The organism is Kribbella soli, assembly GCF_004331345.1.
Lineage (GTDB): Bacteria > Actinomycetota > Actinomycetes > Propionibacteriales > Kribbellaceae > Kribbella > Kribbella soli.
The window spans coordinates 313,825-331,705 of the sequence record NZ_SJJZ01000004.1; the positions used below are offsets into that span (position 1 = coordinate 313,825).

General features: G+C 68.9%; 17 protein-coding genes. 11 read left to right on the forward strand and 6 right to left on the reverse strand.

The window, feature by feature from the left end:
- Window positions 1–2: 2 nt before the first annotated feature.
- Both ngcE and E0H45_RS32340 read right to left on the reverse strand, forming a co-directional pair.
- Window positions 3–1,421, reverse strand: a complete 1,419-nt coding sequence (gene ngcE, locus E0H45_RS32335) for an N-acetylglucosamine/diacetylchitobiose ABC transporter substrate-binding protein (RefSeq protein WP_131344485.1) — start codon at window positions 1,419–1,421, stop codon at window positions 3–5.
- Between the two features lie 24 nt (window positions 1,422–1,445).
- Window positions 1,446–2,192: a sugar isomerase domain-containing protein gene (locus E0H45_RS32340; RefSeq protein WP_238155456.1), complete on the reverse strand. Its 747-nt coding sequence runs from the start codon at window positions 2,190–2,192 to the stop codon at window positions 1,446–1,448.
- A gap of 242 nt (window positions 2,193–2,434) precedes the next feature.
- Here E0H45_RS32340 and E0H45_RS32345 point away from each other — a divergent pair, with 242 nt between their 5' ends.
- On the forward strand, window positions 2,435–3,475 hold the full coding sequence (locus E0H45_RS32345; protein ID WP_131344489.1) for an N-acetylglucosamine kinase: 1,041 nt from the start codon (window positions 2,435–2,437) through the stop codon (window positions 3,473–3,475).
- Here the strand turns inward: E0H45_RS32345 and E0H45_RS32350 are convergent.
- On the reverse strand, window positions 3,461–3,844 hold the full coding sequence (locus E0H45_RS32350; RefSeq protein WP_131344491.1) for a YciI family protein: 384 nt from the start codon (window positions 3,842–3,844) through the stop codon (window positions 3,461–3,463). The two genes, E0H45_RS32345 and E0H45_RS32350, sit on opposite strands and share 15 nt — an antisense overlap.
- Before the next feature lie 336 nt (window positions 3,845–4,180).
- On the opposite strand from E0H45_RS32350, the gene E0H45_RS32355 reads away from it, so the two are divergent.
- Together E0H45_RS32355 and E0H45_RS32360 are read left to right on the forward strand one after the other, a co-directional pair.
- A complete protein-coding gene (locus tag E0H45_RS32355) occupies window positions 4,181–4,777 on the forward strand; it encodes an ArsR/SmtB family transcription factor (RefSeq protein WP_131344493.1) in 597 nt (198 codons plus the stop codon).
- A 3-nt stretch (window positions 4,778–4,780) separates the two neighbouring features.
- A complete protein-coding gene (locus tag E0H45_RS32360) occupies window positions 4,781–6,043 on the forward strand; it encodes an MFS transporter (protein WP_131344495.1) in 1,263 nt (420 codons plus the stop codon).
- On the opposite strand, the gene E0H45_RS32365 is transcribed toward E0H45_RS32360, so the two are convergent.
- The gene (locus E0H45_RS32365; protein ID WP_131344497.1) at window positions 5,985–7,313 is read right to left on the reverse strand and encodes a hemolysin family protein; all 1,329 of its coding nucleotides are present in this window, start codon (window positions 7,311–7,313) and stop codon (window positions 5,985–5,987) included. The two genes, E0H45_RS32360 and E0H45_RS32365, sit on opposite strands and share 59 nt — an antisense overlap.
- A 167-nt stretch (window positions 7,314–7,480) precedes the next feature.
- Here E0H45_RS32365 and galT point away from each other — a divergent pair, with 167 nt between their 5' ends.
- Together galT and galK are read left to right on the forward strand one after the other, a co-directional pair.
- The gene (galT, locus tag E0H45_RS32370; protein ID WP_131344499.1) at window positions 7,481–8,527 is read left to right on the forward strand and encodes a galactose-1-phosphate uridylyltransferase; all 1,047 of its coding nucleotides are present in this window, start codon (window positions 7,481–7,483) and stop codon (window positions 8,525–8,527) included.
- Window positions 8,524–9,651, forward strand: a complete 1,128-nt coding sequence (gene galK, locus E0H45_RS32375) for a galactokinase (protein WP_131344501.1) — start codon at window positions 8,524–8,526, stop codon at window positions 9,649–9,651. The genes galT and galK overlap by 4 nt, the downstream gene beginning before the upstream one ends.
- Here the strand turns inward: galK and E0H45_RS32380 are convergent.
- Entirely contained in the window at window positions 9,648–10,460 is an 813-nt protein-coding gene (locus tag E0H45_RS32380) for a DeoR/GlpR family DNA-binding transcription regulator (RefSeq protein ID WP_131344503.1), read from the reverse strand. The genes galK and E0H45_RS32380 overlap by 4 nt on opposite strands.
- 68 nt (window positions 10,461–10,528) lie before the next feature.
- Here E0H45_RS32380 and E0H45_RS32385 point away from each other — a divergent pair, with 68 nt between their 5' ends.
- The 6 genes from E0H45_RS32385 (at window position 10,529) to E0H45_RS32410 (ending at window position 16,945) form a co-directional block, all read left to right on the forward strand.
- The gene (locus E0H45_RS32385; protein ID WP_131344505.1) at window positions 10,529–11,659 is read left to right on the forward strand and encodes a GNAT family N-acetyltransferase; all 1,131 of its coding nucleotides are present in this window, start codon (window positions 10,529–10,531) and stop codon (window positions 11,657–11,659) included.
- 110 nt (window positions 11,660–11,769) lie between these two features.
- Window positions 11,770–12,432: a GNAT family N-acetyltransferase gene (locus E0H45_RS32390; RefSeq protein ID WP_131344507.1), complete on the forward strand. Its 663-nt coding sequence runs from the start codon at window positions 11,770–11,772 to the stop codon at window positions 12,430–12,432.
- A gap of 99 nt (window positions 12,433–12,531) precedes the next feature.
- On the forward strand, window positions 12,532–13,341 hold the full coding sequence (locus E0H45_RS32395) for a CAP domain-containing protein (protein WP_131344509.1): 810 nt from the start codon (window positions 12,532–12,534) through the stop codon (window positions 13,339–13,341).
- A gap of 187 nt (window positions 13,342–13,528) precedes the next feature.
- On the forward strand, window positions 13,529–14,509 hold the full coding sequence (locus E0H45_RS32400) for a CAP domain-containing protein (RefSeq protein WP_131344511.1): 981 nt from the start codon (window positions 13,529–13,531) through the stop codon (window positions 14,507–14,509).
- Between the two features lie 227 nt (window positions 14,510–14,736).
- Complete coding sequence (locus E0H45_RS43455) at window positions 14,737–16,554, forward strand: CAP domain-containing protein (RefSeq protein WP_238155457.1); 1,818 nt, start codon at window positions 14,737–14,739, stop codon at window positions 16,552–16,554.
- A 136-nt stretch (window positions 16,555–16,690) separates the two neighbouring features.
- Window positions 16,691–16,945: a hypothetical protein gene (locus E0H45_RS32410; protein WP_131344513.1), complete on the forward strand. Its 255-nt coding sequence runs from the start codon at window positions 16,691–16,693 to the stop codon at window positions 16,943–16,945.
- Here the strand turns inward: E0H45_RS32410 and E0H45_RS32415 are convergent.
- On the reverse strand, window positions 16,924–17,874 hold the full coding sequence (locus tag E0H45_RS32415; RefSeq protein ID WP_131344514.1) for a GlxA family transcriptional regulator: 951 nt from the start codon (window positions 17,872–17,874) through the stop codon (window positions 16,924–16,926). The two genes, E0H45_RS32410 and E0H45_RS32415, sit on opposite strands and share 22 nt — an antisense overlap.
- Window positions 17,875–17,881 lie beyond the last annotated feature (7 nt).

Genomic DNA, 17,881 nt, shown 5'->3' on the forward strand with positions numbered 1-17,881 from the left:
GGTCACTTGGTGACCGGGATCTTCTTGACGGAGCTGTCGTTGCGCACCTTGTCCGTGATCTGCTGCAGACCCTTCGTCAGACCCGCCGCGTCGAGCTGGCCGGACAGGAACGAGTTCCAGACCACGAGGTTGTCGGTGTTCATGCCGTACAGGCCGACGAACTGGTAGTCGAAGATGTTGGTGCCGGCCGCGTCCAGCATCGCGGTCTGCGACTGCAGCGCGGTCGAACCGAACCCGTCAGCGGGAACGAGTCCCTTGACGATCGTCGGCGCCAGCCGCGTCTTGGCGAAGTTGGTCGCCGCCTCCTTGGACAGCATGGCCCGCAGGAGCTCCTTGCCGCCGGCAACGTTCTTGCCCTTCGACGGGACGATGAACGGCTCGCCGGCCGCGCTGCGCAGCGCCTCGTACGGCAGCTTCGGGCTGTCGGTGAGCGTGGGCTCGGGGACGCCCTTCATCTGGAACCCGCTCTTGGTGGCCTTCTTCATCTCGTTCTCGATCCACGAGCCCGAGGGGTAGAGGATGGCCTGCTGGTCGTTGCTCCACTTCGCCTGCGCGGCGGTGAACTGGGTACCGGCGCCACCGGGGACGAAGTAGCCGTTCTTGACCATGGTCTCCATGGCCTTGAACACGCTCTGGAGCTGCGGCTTCGACCAGCAGTTCGCCTCGAGGTTCTCCAGCGCCAGGCGGACCTCGTCGCCACCCTCCTTGATCGCGGAGTCGACGGCCAGGGTGTGGTAGTAGGTCGCGGCTTCCTTGCCCCAGACGAACAGGTACTTGCCCTTCGCCTTGGCCTTGGCGCCGAGGTCGAGCAGCGCGTCGTAGGTCTTCGGCGGCTCCCAGCCGTTCTCCTTGAACAGGCTGTCGGAGTACCACAGGCCGTAGAGCGTGAGCACGTAGTTCATCGCGACGAACTTGCCGTCGTAGGTACCGGGGAGCTTGGCGCCCGGGTACAGGGTGTCGGCGATCTTCGTGCCCTCGTAGTTGTTGGCCTCGAAGACGTCGTCCAGCGTCGCCAGCGAGTCCAGGATCGTGTTGAAGCCGATCTGGTTCGCGCCGGAGTTGTCGATCAGGTCCGGCGGGTTGCCGCCGACGAAGCGCGGCTGCAACTGCTGGGCGATCTGGGTCGACGGGGCGACCTTGAACGTCGAGCCCGCGAACTTCTTCTGCGCGATGCTGGCCGCGAACGTCACGTAGTCGTAGCCGTATCCACCGTTGAAGATCACCGCGTCGACGGTCGCCTTGTCCGCCATGCCGAACGGGTTGTCCGCGGTCTTGTCGGCACCGCCACTGCCGGAGCCGCTGTCATCGCTGCCGCTGCCGGCACAGGCGGCCAGCAGCGTGCTGCCGCCGGTCGCCAGCAAGGTGCCGACCGCTGCGCGCTGCAGGAACAGGCGCCGCGACAGGTTGTTGGGAGTGGTCATTGGTCCCGCCTTCCAAGGAGTGTTTCACGCAGTACGCCGGATACGACCGGCGTACCGTGCTTCAAGGGCGTGGTTGTGTTCGTCGCCGCCGGGAATGTTCGCGGACAGGTAGACCGGCGGTGTCTCGCCGGCCTCCGTCAGCCGGCGCAGCACCTCAGCCACCAGCATCTGCGCAATCAGGGCCGCGGTGATGGAGGACACGGCGCAGACCTTGCCACCGTCGGGCAGGTCGAGCACGGAGTCGCCGTACGGCGCCTGGTTGTCGAGCACCACGTCCGCGAAGTCGATCAGCTTCTTGCCGGACGGGTGCCGCGAGTCCATGCCGCCGGTGTGCTGCAGCGAGGTGATCGCGATCAGCGGGTGACCGTTCTCCTTGACCACACTCGCCAGCTCGACGATCGAGCCGTTCACACCTGAGTTGGAGGCGATGATGAACAGGTCGCCCTCGCGGGCTGCGGACAGCTCGTAGAGCTTCCGGGAGTACGCCGGGTCGCGCTCGAGCTCCGCGCTGCGCAGCAGCTCGGGCGGCTCGCCACCGAGCAGCACCAGGTCGCGCAGCGCGATCCGGTTGGAGGCGATCAGCCCACCGGCCCGGCCGGCGATCTCCATCGCGAGGGCCTCGGAGTGCCCGGAGCCGAAGGCCTGGATGACGCCGTTCGCACGCAGCGAGGTGGCCATCAGATCGGCGGCCTGCTGGATCGGGCCGTCGATCTGGGTGGTCACGGCGGCCAGGATCGGCATCAGCGTTTGAACATACGCCTGCGCGCTCACGCCAGTGGATTCCCCCGTGTTACTGCTGGCCATCAACGGCCCACCCCTCGACTAATCTGCTCGCCAGCGACACTCCAAGTGCCGACAAATGCGCAAGTTTGCTGTTTGCTGGACAGAACTTTTCTCAACTCGTAGCTAAAGTCAAGGCTCATCCGTGTGATCTCCCCAGATCGGGACCGTTGCGTAACCTTGTGTACTTGTGCTTATTAATAGGCTCTTTCGAGCAGTTTGGAGCATCGCGTATGTCGGTCGAACGCTCGCTTCCGGACGCTGACGCCGCACCTGTCGACCAGGTGGTCCTGATACCTGCCGGACCACTGGTCCTCGGCGGCGACCTCGGCGGAACTTCCACCCGGATCGTGATCGCGGACTCTGAGGGCAACGTAGTCGGTCGCGGCGCCGCAGCGGGAGGGAATCCGACCAGTCATCCGGCAAGTGCGGCGGCCAACTTCGGGCAGGCCCTTCACGCCGCACTGTCCGGCCTGGACCCGACGGCCGTCAAGGCCGGGGTCGTAGGTATGGCCGGCGGCGTGGCACTCGCACGCCCGGACGTGGCCGCTCAGTTCGAAGCCGCCTGGACCGGCGCCGGCCTGATCGTTGCCCCCGACTACATCGGCGATCTCGAGGTCGCCTTCGCCTCAGGTACGCCGGAACCGGACGGGACCGTGCTGATCGCCGGCACCGGAAGCAACGCCGGCCTGGTGCGCAACCACCAACTGCTGCGCACCGCGGGCGGGCACGGCTGGCTACTGGGCGACGACGGCTCCGGTTTCTGGCTCGGCCGGGAAGCAGTGCGCAGCGTGCTGCAGGCGCTGGATCTCCGCGAGCCGCTCGGGCTGCTCGGGCAGGCCGTCGTACAAGCAATCCTGCCCGATCGGGAAGAGCACGCCACTGCGCGGCGTGAAGGGTACGACGCGCTGCGTGATGACCTGGTGAGGACGGTGAACAGCCGTCCACCCGTGCTGCTCGCGGAACTGGCGCCGGCGGTGATGGCGGCGTACGCGCAGGACGACGAGACCGCGCGGTCGCTGGTGAAACGCGCAGCCGAGTTGCTCACAGAAACCGCCGCGCGACTGAAGACAACGTCGGACAAGGGCCCGATGGTGCTCGCGGGCAGTGTCGCGGGTGAATCCTCACCTGTCGGACAACTCATTCGGCAGCACTTTGCGGGCGACGTACTGACCGCCCGGGACGGGGTCGGAGGCGCCACCTGGCTGGCCCTGGGCGCCCTCGACCCCGCTCTCGCAACTACCGAGAACCACCAACGACTAGTCGAACACTGAGACCGGGCGGACTTCGACGGCGTAGAAGCCGGCCTCCGGGATGGTGGCGGCGACCTCTTCGGCGCGTTCCTGGCTGGCGACGTCGATGAGGAAGACGCCGGCGAGTTGTTCCTTCGCCTCGGAGTACGGGCCGTCGGTCGTCGCCCGGACGCCTTCGCGGACCCGGACCACCCGGGTCTTCGACGGCGGATCGAGCGGGACGGCGTTGATCAGCTCACCGCTGGCGTCGAGTTCGTTCAGCAGGTTGTCGAGCTGCGCGGCGAGCGCCTCCCGCGCCTTCTTCGGCAGGGCCTTGCCCTCCTCGGTGTGCAGGAACGACGGGTGACCCCAGGTGATCGGGTTGCTGTGAATCATCAGCAGGTACTTCATGTCCGGTGTCCTTTCGGGCAGGTACTGGATCTTCGCAGCAGAGGTCGGACACAACCGCCACCACTCGACATTTCGCCGTTTTACGCCGCCGGGCCGCACCAGCTGACCGCACCGAAGAACGGGTAGTGGTAGCCCGGGATGTGCGCTAACGACAGGTAGAGCACCCCGAGACGCTGTACGCACCCAACGCCGCCACGCTCAGGTGCACTACCCAGCCGCCTGACACCTCCTGTCCCAACGCACATCGCCGACCGACCTCCGCCCGTTCTTCGGTACGGCGTCGCATATTCCAAGCAATGGCTTGACATCGGATTTGGGCTGCTGCATATTCCAAGCATGTCTTTGGAAAAGGATCCGCGGCGGTCGCGGTTGCTGGACGATCCGCTGGCCATTCGGGCGATGGCACACCCGGTGCGGCTGGACCTGCAGTCGCTGCTGGGCCGGGAGGGGCCGCTGACCGCGGCCGATGCGGCGCGGCGGCTCGGGATCAGCCAGGCGCTGGCGTCGCACCACCTGCGGCAGTTGGCGAAGTACGACTTCGTCGAGCCGGCGCCGGGCAAGGACAACCGGGAGCGGCCGTGGCGCCTGGTGTCCACGTCGCAGTCCTGGCAGGACGCGATCAAGACGCCCGAAGGCGCGGCCGCTGCCGACGTACTCGAGCAGCTGATGGCCGAGCGGGCGCTGGACGCGCTGGCCAAATGGCAGCAGCAGCGCCCGCAGGCGGACCCGGCCTGGCGGGACAACTCCGGCATCGGGCAGACCGGCCTCTACCTGACCGGCGAGGAGCTGGCGGAGATCGTCGGCCAGATCAACGAGCTCCTGCAGCGCTGGGTCGACGAGCGGCCCATCGACGACAAGTCCACCCGGCCGGCGGGGAGCCGGCATGTCTCGTTCACCCAGATCGTCACGATCTCGCCGGAGCCGGAGGAGTAGCAAATGAAGGACTTGTGGGGCGTCCTCGCGCGACAGCGTGACTATCGGCTGATGCTCGGCGCCGGGCTGATCTCGCTCACCGGCGACTGGCTGCTGCGCACCGGGCTCGCGTTCCAGGTGTACGTACTGACCGGCTCGACGCTCGCCTCCGGCGGACTGCTGCTCGCGTCGTTCCTCCCCGCCGTACTGCTCGGCTCGCTGGCCGGCGTCTTCGTCGACCGGTGGAACCAGCGCACCACGATGATCGTGACGAACGTGCTGAACGCCGTCGTCCTGATCCCGCTGATCGCCGTCCACGACGCGAGCACGATCTGGATTGTGTACGGCGTCGTACTGGCGCAGAGCTGTCTACAGCAGTTCTTCACGCCGGCCGAGCAGTCGCTGGTCCCGCTCCTGGTGAACTCCGAGCAACTGGTGACCGCGAACGCGCTGAACAGTCAGATCCGCGACCTCGCCCGGCTGGTCGGCGCCGCGCTCGGCGGTGTGCTCGCGGCCGCCGGCGGACTCACCCTGCTCGCCGTCGGCGATGCCGTGACCTTCCTGGTCGCGGTCGTACTGGTCGCCGCGATGCGACACCGTCAGGAACGACCCGAGTCCAAGGAAGAGACGGCAGGCGGCGCGATCAAGCGCCTGAAGGAAGAGTGGACCGAGGGACTGCGGCTGTGCGTCGCGGGCCCGGCGATGCGGCTGTTCTTCGTGTTCTGCCTCGTCACCGGCGTCGGTGAAGGGATTATGAGCACGCTGTTCGCGCCCTTCGTCAGCGCCGAGGTCGGCGGCGACGGAAAGGTGTACGGCCTGATCGTGTCGTCGCAGGCGATCGGCGGGATCGTCGGCGGCCTGGTCGCCGCCGCGATCGGCTCGCGCTGGCCGGCCGCGACCCTGTGGGGAATCGGCGCCTTCGCGTTCGGCCTGATCGACATCGCCTTGTTCCTCTACCCGTTGGTGTCGGCCAGTGTGATCCCGGCGTTCGTCTGCATGATCGTCGTCGGTCTGCCCGGCGCGCTCACCGTCGCGGGGATGATGACGGTGTTCCAGAACCTCACCGTCGACGGCACCCGCGGCCGCATCTACGGCGCGGTCGGCGCCGCCGAAAGCGTCGCGGTCCTGCTCGGCATCGCCGCGGGCGGTCTGCTCGGCGACGCCGTCGGCATCATCCCGATCCTCGTCTTCCAGGGCCTCGGGTACGTCGTCGGCGGGCTCGTCGTACTCAGTCGGCGGCGGGTTCTGGTTCCTCAGCCAGCAACTGCTCCCCCGCTTCCGGTGTGACCCGGTGCAGGCGGACGCGGGCGACCCGGCGGCCGTCCATCTCGGTGACGGTCAGGGTGTGGGCGTCGAACGGGACCTCGTCACCGGTCGACGGGACCTTCCCGAGCCGGGCGGCGAGGAACCCGCCGACGGTCTCGTAGGGCCCGTCGGGGAGCTCGATCATGGTCTCGTCGGCGAAGTCGTCCAGGTTCAGCAGCCCGTCGACCTCGATGTCGCCGCTGCGGAGCCGGGTCGTCTCGGCCGGCTCCTCGTCGTACTCGTCCTTGATGTCGCCGATCAGTTCCTCGACCAGGTCCTCGAGCGTGACGATGCCGGCGGTGCCGCCGTACTCGTCGAGGACGATCGCGAGGTGCGTGCTGCGGCGGCGCATCTCGGTCAGCGTCGGCAGCAGCTTCGCGGTGTCCGGCAGCATCAGGACCTCGCGCGCCAGGTCGCCGACCCGCACCGAGCGGGTCGCGACCGCCGGGTCGAACAGGTCCCGGACGTGCACGAAGCCGACGATGTCGTCGGCCGAGCCGTTCATCACCGGGTACCGCGAGTGCGGCCGCTCGGCGGCGAACTTGACCGCCTTGTACGCCGGCATCTCGGCGTCGACGAAATCCACCTCGGTACGCGGCAGCATCAGCTCGCGCAACTGCCGGCTACCGGCCTCGAAGACGTCGTCGACGATCTTGCGCTCTTCCACACCGAGCGACTCGTGGGCGGAGATGACGTCGCGCAGCTCCTCGTCGGACATCACCTCGCGGTTCGCGTTCGGGTCGCCGCCGAGCGCGCGCACCACCAGGTCGGTGGACCTCGACAGCAGCCAGATCACCGGCCGCGCGCCGGACGCGATCCGGTCCACGAGCGGCCCGAGCGCGAGCGCGAAACCCTCGGCCCGCTGCAGGGCCAGGCGTTTCGCGGCCAGCTCGCCGAGCACGATCGAGACGTACGAGATCAGGATCGTGATCAGCACCAGCGCGACCGTCCCGGCGACCGACTCGGGCAGGCCGAGCTTCTGCAGGTGCGGCGAGAGGCCGTCGGCGAGCGTCGCGCCACCGAAGGCGGCGGACAGGAAGCCCATCAGGGTCACGCCGATCTGCACGGCGGACAGGAACCGGTTCGGGTTGGCGGCCACCTTGGCGACGATCTCGCCGCGGCGACCGCGGTGCGAGAGTGCCTTGAGCTGACTCTCCCGGAGCGAGACGAGGGCCATCTCGGCCGCGGCGAAGACCCCGCCGATCAGCACGAAGACCAGAATCAGGACGATGTTGAGCAGGGTGTCGTTCATGGGTGGGGTTTCCTAGCGCCCTCTCGTCGACGACCGAGAGGGCGGGCGTTGGGCGTAGTCGTCCATCTACCAACTCTAGCGGTGGGCGGTCCAACAGTGCATGTTCGAGTTTGTCGGTTTATGATGATTCCTGGCCGGACGCGTCGTACGGCCGGGAGGGTCACACCATGAACACACCGCGCGGTGTACGCCGTACCGACACCAGACTGTCGGACGGCCGCGAGCTGATCTACTACGACCCGGCCGACGCGCCGGCCCGGGCGCCGCTCGAGGACACCCGCGGCCTGCCCGCGCCGCAGCCGCAGGTCGAGCTGCGCACCGATCCGCTCACCGGCGACGTGATCACCTACGCGACCCACCGCAACACCCGGACGTACCTGCCGCCGGCGGACCAGTGCCCGCTGTGCGCGAGCAAGCCGGGCAACCCGACCGAGATCCCGGACCTCGACTACAACGTCGCCGTCTTCGAGAACCGGTTCCCGTCCTTCGCCGGCCCGGGCCGGACCGAGGTGGTGTGTTTCACCAGCGACCACAACCGCTCGTTCACCGATCTGTCCCAGGGTCAGGCCCGGCTGGTCGTCGACACCTGGGCCGACCGGACCGCCGAGCTCGGCGCCCGCGACGACGTCGAGCTGGTGTTCCCGTTCGAGAACCGCGGCCGCGAGATCGGCGTGACGCTCAGCCACCCGCACGGCCAGATCTACGCCTACCCGTTCATCCCGCCGCGGATGCAGAACCTGCTGCGGCAGGCCCGCAAGCACCAGGAAGTTGCCGGTAGCAACCTGTTCGCCGACGTCCTGGCCGCGGAGCGCAAGGAGGGCACCCGGGTCGTCGCGGAGAACGGCAACTGGACCGCGTTCGTCCCGGAGGCCGCCCGCTGGCCGGTCGAGGTGCACCTGTACCCGCACCGCCAGGTCGGCGGCATCGACGAGCTGTCGGTCGGCGAGCGCGACGACTTCGCCGAGCTGTACCTCGACGTCCTCAGCCGCTTCGACGGTCTGTACGGCGAACCGCTGCCGTACATCGCCGCCTGGCACCAGGCCCCGGTCCGGATCGATCGCGAGCTCGGCTACCTGCACCTGGAGCTGTTGTCGATCCGGCGGGCCAAGGACAAGATCAAGTACCTGGCCGGCTCGGAGTCCGGCATGGGCGCGTTCATCAGCGACACCCGGCCCGAGGATGTGGCCGACACCCTGCGAAAGGCCGGTCAGTGAGCTTCCAGAAGGTTTTCGGTACGTCGCCCGACGGCAGCTGGCGCGCCCCCGGCAGGGTCAATCTGATCGGAGAGCACACCGACTACAACGACGGCCTGGTGCTCCCGATCGCGCTGCCGAACCGCATCCTGGTCAGCGCGTCGAAGCGGGACGACGGCCGGATCGCCGTCGCGTCGAGCGGGCACCGGGGTGTCATCGAGTTCGCGATCGACGACCTGGCGCCGGGTTCGGTCGGCGACTGGGCGGCGTACCCGGCCGGTGCGGCCTGGATCCTGCGGGAGTCCGGCTACCCGATCTGCGGCGCGAACCTGCTGGTCGACTCGAACCTCCCGTCCGGCGCCGGCCTGTCGTCGTCGGCCGCTCTGCTCTGCGCGACGTTCGTGGCGCTGCTGGGTCTGCGCGACGTCGAGGTCGACCCGGCCGAGATCGCGCGGCTGGCACAGAAGGCCGAGAACCAGTACGTCGGCGCGCCGGTCGGACTGATGGACCAGATGGCCTCGATGTGCTGCACCGAGGGCCACGCGCTGTTCTTCGACATCCGCGCGATGTCCATCGACCAGATCCCGTTCAACCCGCCGGCCGACGATCTCGCACTGCTGGTCGTCGACGTGAAGGCGCCGCACCGGCACGTCGACGGCGAGTACGCCGCGCGCCGGAAGAGCTGCGAGCAGGCGGCGGCCGAGCTCGGCGTACCGGCGCTGCGTTCGATCGCGTTCGAGGACCTCGACGACGCGCTCACTCGGTTGTCGGACGACGTCGTACGGCGGCGTGTGCGGCATGTGGTCACCGAGATCCGCCGGGTCGAGGACGCGGTCGCGTTGATGCGGGCCGGCAAGCTGCGCGAGGTGGGTCCGCTGTTCACCGCGTCGCATGCCTCGCTGCGCGACGACTTCGAGATCACCGTGCCGGAGCTCGACGTCGCCGTCGACACCGCACTGGAGGCAGGTGCGCTCGGCGCGCGGATGACCGGCGGCGGTTTCGGCGGTTGCATCATCGCGCTGGTGGAGGCCCCGGCTGCCGACGCCGTACTGTCCGCGATCGAGAAAGCCTTTGCGGAACACGGTTTCTCGGCCCCGAGCTCGCTCGCCGCGACCCCGTCAGCAGGTGCTTCCAGGGTTAGCTAGGAAGCGATGACGAGGTCGCATCCGGTGTCGCGCATGGCCTTGCGGGCGGCGGTCGTCAGGCCGTTGTCGGTGACGATCACGTCCAGGTCGGACCAGGTCGCGAACGTACTCAGGCCGACGGTCCCCCACTTGGTGTGGTCCGCGACCACGACCACCTCACGACTCGCGGCGATGAACGACCGGTTGGTCTCGGCCTCCATCAGGTTCGGCGTGCTCAACCCGTGCTCGGCGTCGACACCGTGCGCGCCGAGGAACAACAGGTCCAGGTGCAGCGATGCCAGCGCCGCGGTCGCGATCGGGCCGACGAGCGCGTCCGACGGCGTCCGGATGCCGCCGATCAGTACGACGGTGCGGTCCGAGCGCCCGTTGCCGTGGAACACGTCGGCGATCCGCGCCGAGTTCGTGACGACCGTCAAGTTTTCCACCCGCAACAGCTGACGAGCCAGCGCGTACGTCGTCGTACCGGCGCCGATGCCGATCGCGCTGTCCGGCTGCACGCGGGTGGCGGCCTCGGCCGCGATCGCCTGCTTGGCCGCGGACTCCTGGGTCAGCTTGGCGTCGAAGCCCGGCTCGTGCGCGCTGCGCAGGCCGACCGACGTCGCGCCGCCGTGCACCTTGTGCAGCAGGCCGCTGGAGTCCAGGGCGTCCAGATCGCGCCGGATCGTCATGTCCGAGACCCCGAACCGGTCGACCAGTTCGGCCACCGTGATCGCGCCCCGGCTGTTGACCTCGGCAACGATCGTGGCCTGGCGCTGGGCGGCGAGCTGGCCGCCGCGGCCGCGTGGCGGTTCTGCTCCGGCTGCGTTCACGTGCACAGAATAGTCCCGCCGGCAGGGAAATGTGTTGCCCGGCCGGTGGCAGCGCGTCACCCTGAAGCATGCGATTTCCCGAGGACGTCCCGGTGCTGACCGACGGCGTGGTGACCCTACGTGCGCACACCGCCGCCGACGTAGAGCCGGCGTACCGGATGTGCCAGGACCCGGTGATGCAGGAATGGACCACGATCCCGGTCCCGTACCTGCACGAGCACGCAGTGAACTTCCTCACCGAGGTGGTCCCGGCCGGCTGGCGCGACAACACCGCCTGGGCCTGGGCGATCGAGTACGACGGGAACTACGTCGGCACCATCGACCTGCGCGACGGCGAGGGCGGTGTCGGCGAGGTCGGGTTCGCGGTGTCGGCGGAGGTCCGCGGCAACGGGGTGATGACGCGCGCGCTGAAGCTGGTGGTGCGGTACGCGTTCGACGGCCTCGACTGGAAGCGCGTGATCTGGCGTGCGTACGTCGGCAACTACGCGAGCCGCCGGGTTGCGTGGAAGACCGGATTCCGTGGCCTGGTGACGATTCCGGGCGGCGGGCGGTCGCGCGGCGTACGGAAGGACGAGTGGGTCGCGACCATCGGCCGCGACGACGAGCTCGAGCCGAAGGGCAACTGGTGGGCGGTGCCCGTGCTCGACAGTGGCGCGATCCGGCTGCGGGAGCTGCGCGAATCGGACGCGCAACGGGTGATGGAGGCATGCGCCGACGAGCGGACGCAGCAGTGGTTGACGGGTATGCCGTCGCCGTACGGACTCGAGGACGCCAAGGGATTCATCGCGAGCCGGCCGGACGCGGCGGCGAGCGGTGACGCGGTCGCCTGGGCGATCGTCGACGCGGTCACCGACGAGTTGCTCGGCAACGTCAGCATCTTCGGCCTGAACAACCGGATCGACAACACGATCGGCGAGATCGGGTACTGGATGCACCCGGACGCGCGCGGCCGCAAGGTGATGTCGACCGCGGTCCAGCTGGTGATCGACCACGCGTTCCGTCCGGTCGAGGACGGCGGTCTGGGCCGGCGGCGACTGGTGCTGAGGTGTGCCGATGTGAACACCGCGTCCGCGCACGTTGCCGAGGCCAACGGATTCACGCAGGTCGCCGACGAACGCCTCGCCGACCCCCGCCGCGACGGCACCTACGACAACCTCCTCACCTACGACCTCCTCGCCACTGAGCACCCCGGCCACTGACCTCCCAGAGAGCCGTGGTGACCGGCTGCAGGCAGTGGTTTACGGCGAGTTGGTGACAAACGACACCGGTTCCCCTCGCCGTCGCGCTGCCGGGCTGCTTGAATCGACGGGTGAGAGATCGTGAGGAACTCGTCCGCCGTTGGCAGGCCGGGTGGTCCGTCTCGCGGGGCTGGACCACGGTTGAGGAGGACAACGACGGAATCCTGATCGTCCGGGCAGGTGAGGAGAGCCGGCCGACGGAGTACGTCGTACTGGATGCCGACGACAAACCGGAACGGGTGGAACGCGCCGCCCAGCTGGCACTCGCCGACGGCGGTGGGCGTGGCTCGGGCTGGATCACGCTGGCCACCGACGACAAGGAAGCCAGGATCGAGCAACTGGAGGAGCTCGGCCTCGAGGTCCAGCAGGACCAGGACTGGCTGATGACGATCCAGCTCTCGGAGCAGCCGGCGCTGAAGCTGCACGAGCGCTATACGTTGCACACCGAGCTCGAGGACGACCTGATCATCACCCGCGCCACGATGCACGGCGGAGTGGTGTCGAGCGGCCGGATGGCGGTCGTCGGCGAGGACGCGGTCGCGGACCGGATCGAGACCGACCCGGCACACCGCCGGCGCGGCCTCGGCAGCGCCGTGATGGCGTCGCTGGTCGAGGCGGCCGCGGCGAAGGGTGCGAAACGCGGCATCCTGATCGCGTCGATCGACGGCCTGCGGCTGTACCGGAGCCTGGGCTGGAAGGTGATCGCCGATATCGTCATCGCCCGTTCACGGTGATTCGCGCGGACGTTTGAAACGCTTGCGATAGTCAAAGGTTCGTGAAGTGCTGCAGCCTGCGCGCGTGGGCGGGCGCTGCCCTGGGCAAGGCTGCAGACCATGACGAACCACAGACGGTCCCCCGGTAACGGTGTGGCCGGTCCCCTCATCGCGTCACTGTCGGCTCTCGTGTTGCTGGCCGGCATCGGGTGGTTCGTACTGCGTCAGTCGGACAGCAGCAAGGTGACGAGCCAGGCGGACCCGATCACGTCGATGGCTACCGCGAGCGACGACGCGTCGTCGGCCACACCGGTCCGTCCGACGAGTCCGACGTACACGCCTCGCCGTACTCCCTCCACGACCCCCTCGACGGCCAAGAGCGTGACGCCGAAGCCCACGCGGACGACGTCGGCGCCGAGCCGGGGCAGCACGCGGACGCCCGAGCCCACCAGGTCGACGACGTCGCCGAAGCCGACCCGTTCCACGACCACGACCCCGACGCCGACCAGGACGACGAAGACCGCGAAGCCGACCTCCGGGCCGGCCGAGGCGCAGGTACTGGACCTGACCAACCAGGAGCGTGCGAAGGCCGGCTGCGGACCGCTGCGGACCAACAAGTCGCTGACCCAGGCCGCCGAGGCGCACGCCGCCGACATGGTGGCCAAGCACTACTTCGCGCACGACAGCCTGGACGGCCGCAGCCCGTTCGACCGGATGAAGGCGGCCGGGTTCCGGGGCGGCGCGATGGCTGAGAACATTGCCGTCGGCTACACGAGCGCGGCCTCGGTCGTGAAGGGCTGGATGAACAGCCCCGGACACCGCGCGAACATCCTCAACTGCAGCTACACGATGATCGGCATCGGCTACGACAGCGGCCAGGTGAAGCCGGACTGGGGCAACGGCAGCTGGGTGCAGGACTTCGGCGGCTGACCGGGTTACCACGGCGTTCAGTCAATCGTTTTCTTCAGGATTCGTTAAGAGGGCATTCGCCTCCGTAACGATGACCTTGCACGTCGGTTAAGGTCGCTGTTCGGTGAGACCAGGGGGGACCTGGCTGGACCACGGGGAACGACGCGCAACTCGGTACGACGAAAAACGAAGAGGATTCGCCCATCCCATGACGGATTCGCCTACCCCCCGGCGGCACCGCGGCAGCAGAAGAGCGCCCCGGCGGAGCCGTGGCCTCGTCGCCCCGGTCGTCAGCGCGCTCTCGGTCCTGGTCGCGATCGGACCGGTGGTCTGGTTGATGTCTCGCGACACCACGCAGGCCGACGCCACCGACGTCCAGTACGTCTCCGAGGACACCCGCGTCGACGGCCGATCGGCGGTCGAAGGTACGACGGCCGGCACGCCGCTGATCACCGTCACGAAGACCTTGCCGAACGGCCGCACGACGACAGCAGTTCTCGGTACGCCGGCGTTCGGCGCGGCCGCGTCCTCTTCCACCCCGGCCAGCCCAGGTGCGTCGAGCGATACGCCGAGCAACGTGCTCACCACGCCGACTGCGACCGTCGGCGTGACCACGGTGACCGTGTCGCCGACCGCGCCACGCCGTACACCGACCCAGACCGGCAGGCCGAAGCCGACGAAGACCGCGAGTACGACGCCTACCCGGACACCGACTCGTACGCCGACCAAGACGCGGTCGACCGACCCGACGCCGAGTGAAACCACGCAGCCGCCGACCGGCGGTGGCGGGACGAACACTCAGGAGCGGCAGGTCCTCGAGTACACCAACCAGATCCGTGAACAGCAGGGCTGCGGCCCGCTCCGGCTGGACAGTGCACTCGTCGAAGCGGCCGGCAAGCACGCGTCGGACATGGTCCGCCGGCACTACATGGACCACACGAACCCTGATGGACAGGACCCGGGCGATCGGATGGCGGCCGCCGGGTACCGCGGGTCGGGCTGGGGCGAAAACATCGCGGCCGGCTACGACAGCGCACAGAAGGTGGTCGCGGCCTGGATGCAGAGCGACGGGCACCGCAAGAACATCCTGAACTGCCGGTTCACCACGATCGGCGTCGGGTACGACCCGGGCCAGGTGCGGTCGGACTGGGGACCGGGCAGCTGGGTCCAGGACTTCGGCAGAAGCTGAGACCGGGTAGCCATCGTGGTTGTCATCGTGTCTAGAACACCGAGAGTGGCCAGAACGTTGTTCCAGGGCCACAATGTCCGGCCGATTCACGGTCGGTCGCGGCGGGTAGATCCGTCCTTGTCATGTTGCCGGACGTTCCTGGGGGGCTCCGGTGAGACGGCGTGTGAGGCGTCTCGATCAGGTGAGGCACGTCTTGGGGGCGCGACTTTGAAGGGAACAACGAAATAATGTCCGAGTCCGGCAACGGCCGGTACAAACCACGCAGGAAAGCGACGCGAGCGGCCTCCCGTTCGTCGCGGTCCGGCAACCGGCCCACTCCGCCTGCGGAAACCACCCCGCCCGCACCACCCGAACCGCCGCGGTACGCGCCGCGGACCAGCGACGAGTCACCGTTCTGGGCGAGCGCGCCGAAGGGCGCCACGTCCAGCGAGTCCCCGTTCTGGGCCGGCGGCAACCAGTCACGCCCCGCCACGCCGCAGTACGCCCCGCGCGGCGCGCTGCCCAGCTACACCGCTCCCGACACCGACTCCGGTCTGCCCACTCGACCGGCCGAGGAACCGGCTGCGGGTCTGGGGAACCGGCGGCCTGCTGGTGGTACGCCGTCGTGGGTCGACCAGTCGATCGCGGGTGCCGACCCCGAGCCGCCGACCCGAGCACGCCGCGCAGCCGCCCGTACGGAGAGCCCCGCGGAGACCGCTGCCCCGGCCCCGCTCGGCGAAACCGCCGGCACCTGGTCCTCCCGCCGAGCAGCCGACGACTGGGCCTCCCTAGGCGGCGCCCCCTCCACCCCGACCTCGGACCGCACCGACAGCACCCCGCGCACCGCCGGGCTGACTGGTGCTGCGGGCGTGGACAGCGCGGCAGCTGCCTCGAGTCGCGCGGGTACAAGCAGCTCAGCCGCCGACGACCTGGCCGCAGCCGCCACCCGCCGCTCAACCGCACGCCCCGAACCAAGCTCCGAGAGCACCTTCGGCACCGGAGCAACTGCGAGCGCGTTCGGCGCCGGAGCAGCGGGCACCGGAGCAGCCGCAAGCACATTCGGCCTCGGCGAACCCGGCGCGGACGCGGCTGGTGGGTCTGAGCTCGGTGGGAACGACGCTGGGACCGAGCACGTTGCTGCCGCAGGTGCCGGCGGGCGTGGGTCCTCTGGGCCGGGTAGGCCTGGCGGTCCTGGCGGCAGTGGTCCGGGACGGCGTACAGCAGCTCGGTCGGCGGCGGCTGGGCGATCGGCCCGCGGCCGGCGGACGGTGATTGCGATCGCCTCTGTCCTGCTGGTGATCACGCCGATCTCGTGGATCCTGCTGCACCAGCCGCAGAACGACGAGGCGGACGCATCCATCCCGATCGTCACCCGCACCGACGACACCTACATCACCCCCACCACCAAGGCAGCCGTCGCAACCCCCTCGGCCCGAGTCACCGTCCCGCCAACGGCGACCCCCACGGCCACCCCCACCAGCACCCCGTCGGAAACCCCCTCGAAGACCCCGACCAACACTCCGACAAACACGCCGACGGACACCCCCACAACCAAGTCCTCCAAGTCCCCCACCACCGCCCCAACCTCGGCCCCGACCAGCAACCCCACCACGGCGCCGACTTCCCCGGGCCGCACAGTCCCCACCCCCACGCCGACCGAGACCACCACAACGCCGACCACGCCGCCCACGCCTGCGGACAACGGTTCGATGGAGTCGATCGAGCTGCAGGTGTTCAACATGATCGACAGTGCGCGCGCAAGCAACGGCTGCGCTCCGCTGAAGCGTGACACCGACATGACCAAGAGTGCACGGTCCGATGCCGTTAGCCGGTCCAAGTCCACAAGCCGTCTCAACGCGAGCGGCGGATCGATGAGCGCGGCAGGCGGCGATGACTGGAAGGCCAAGCAGGCGTTCGATCAGATGATGACCCAGAGCCGGAGCACGATCCTCAACTGTGGATTGACGACCGGGGCGGTGGGCTTCGGATATACCGAGCACTGCAAGATCTTGCTGTGCCTGACCGGCACGGCCGACCGCAACGTGTGGGTGGCGAACTTCTCGTAAGTGCGGAGCTGCACGCAGGCATAACCCCCTCGGGCGGGCCTTGGAGGCGCTCGAAATGGGGTTTGTGCCTGCGTGGCGGTGCGAGCAGTGGGACCATGGGGGTGATGAGCTGGTTCACCGGCCTGCGGGAGGTTGGATGTTCGAGCGGGATGATGTGGATCGGGCGGAGCCGGCGCATTTCGGGATTCATCCGGATGCGTTCGCCGAGGAGCGCCCGGATCCGCGGCCCGAGGAGGCCCGGCGGATGGGGTTGAGCCGGCACACCGAGGAAGGCGCCGTGCTCTACTTCGCGTCGTCGCTCGACCGCGGGAAGCCCGCGCACCGGATGATGGCCTGGATCCTGCTGATCACGTTCGCCGCGCCGGTGATCTACATCCTGCTCGTGCTGTAGAACTCCTGCCGATGCCGCTGCGGCGTCGTCCCCAGCAACCCGTGGAAGTGGTGCCGGAGCGCGTCGCTGCTCCCGAACCCGCTCTCCGTCGCCACCCGCTCGACCGACAGGTCCGTTGTCTCCAGCAACAACCGCGCCCGGTCCAGCCGCTGCTGCAACAACCACGCCTGCCCCGAGCTCCCGGTCCGCGCCCGGAACTGCCGGGTGAACGTACGCCGTGACATCGCCACCGCGCCCGCCCACTCGTCCAGCGACACCGGCTGGTCGAGCCGCGCCCGCGCCCACACCATCGCCTTCTCGATCACGTCGTCGGCGGGGTCCGGCGGCACCGGCACCGGGATGTACTGCGCCTGCGATCCGCTCCGATGCGGCGCCACCACGATGTCCCGGGCGACCTTCTCCGCCACCTCGACCCCGTGATGCGTGCGCACCAGATGCAGGCAGCAGTCCAGCGAGGCCGCCGTACCGGCAGAAGTGACGACATCCCCCTGATCCGACCACAGCACGTCGGCGCGCACCTTGAGGTCCGGATACCGCGCCCGCAGTGCGTCGGCGAACCGCCAGTGCGTCACCACCTCGCGCCCTTCGGCGAGCCCACTCTCCGCCACCAGGAACGCCCCGATGCACAGCCCGACCACGGTGGCGCCCCGCGCATGTGCCCGCCGGATCGCTTCCAGCAGTACGTCGGAGGCCACCAGACCGGGCTCCCAGCTCGGCAGCACCACGACATCGGCCCGCTCCATCGCCTCGAGCCCGTGCTCCACCGTGATCCCGAAGCCGGCGCTGGTGGGGAACGATCCCGGTTCCTCCGCACAGACGAGTACGTCGTACCGGCTCGGTAGCCCGCGGCGTTCGCCGAGCACCAGGCACGGCACGGACAGGTGGAACGGGCTCATCCCGGGATACGCGAGGACCGCGACAGTACGCATGAAGACA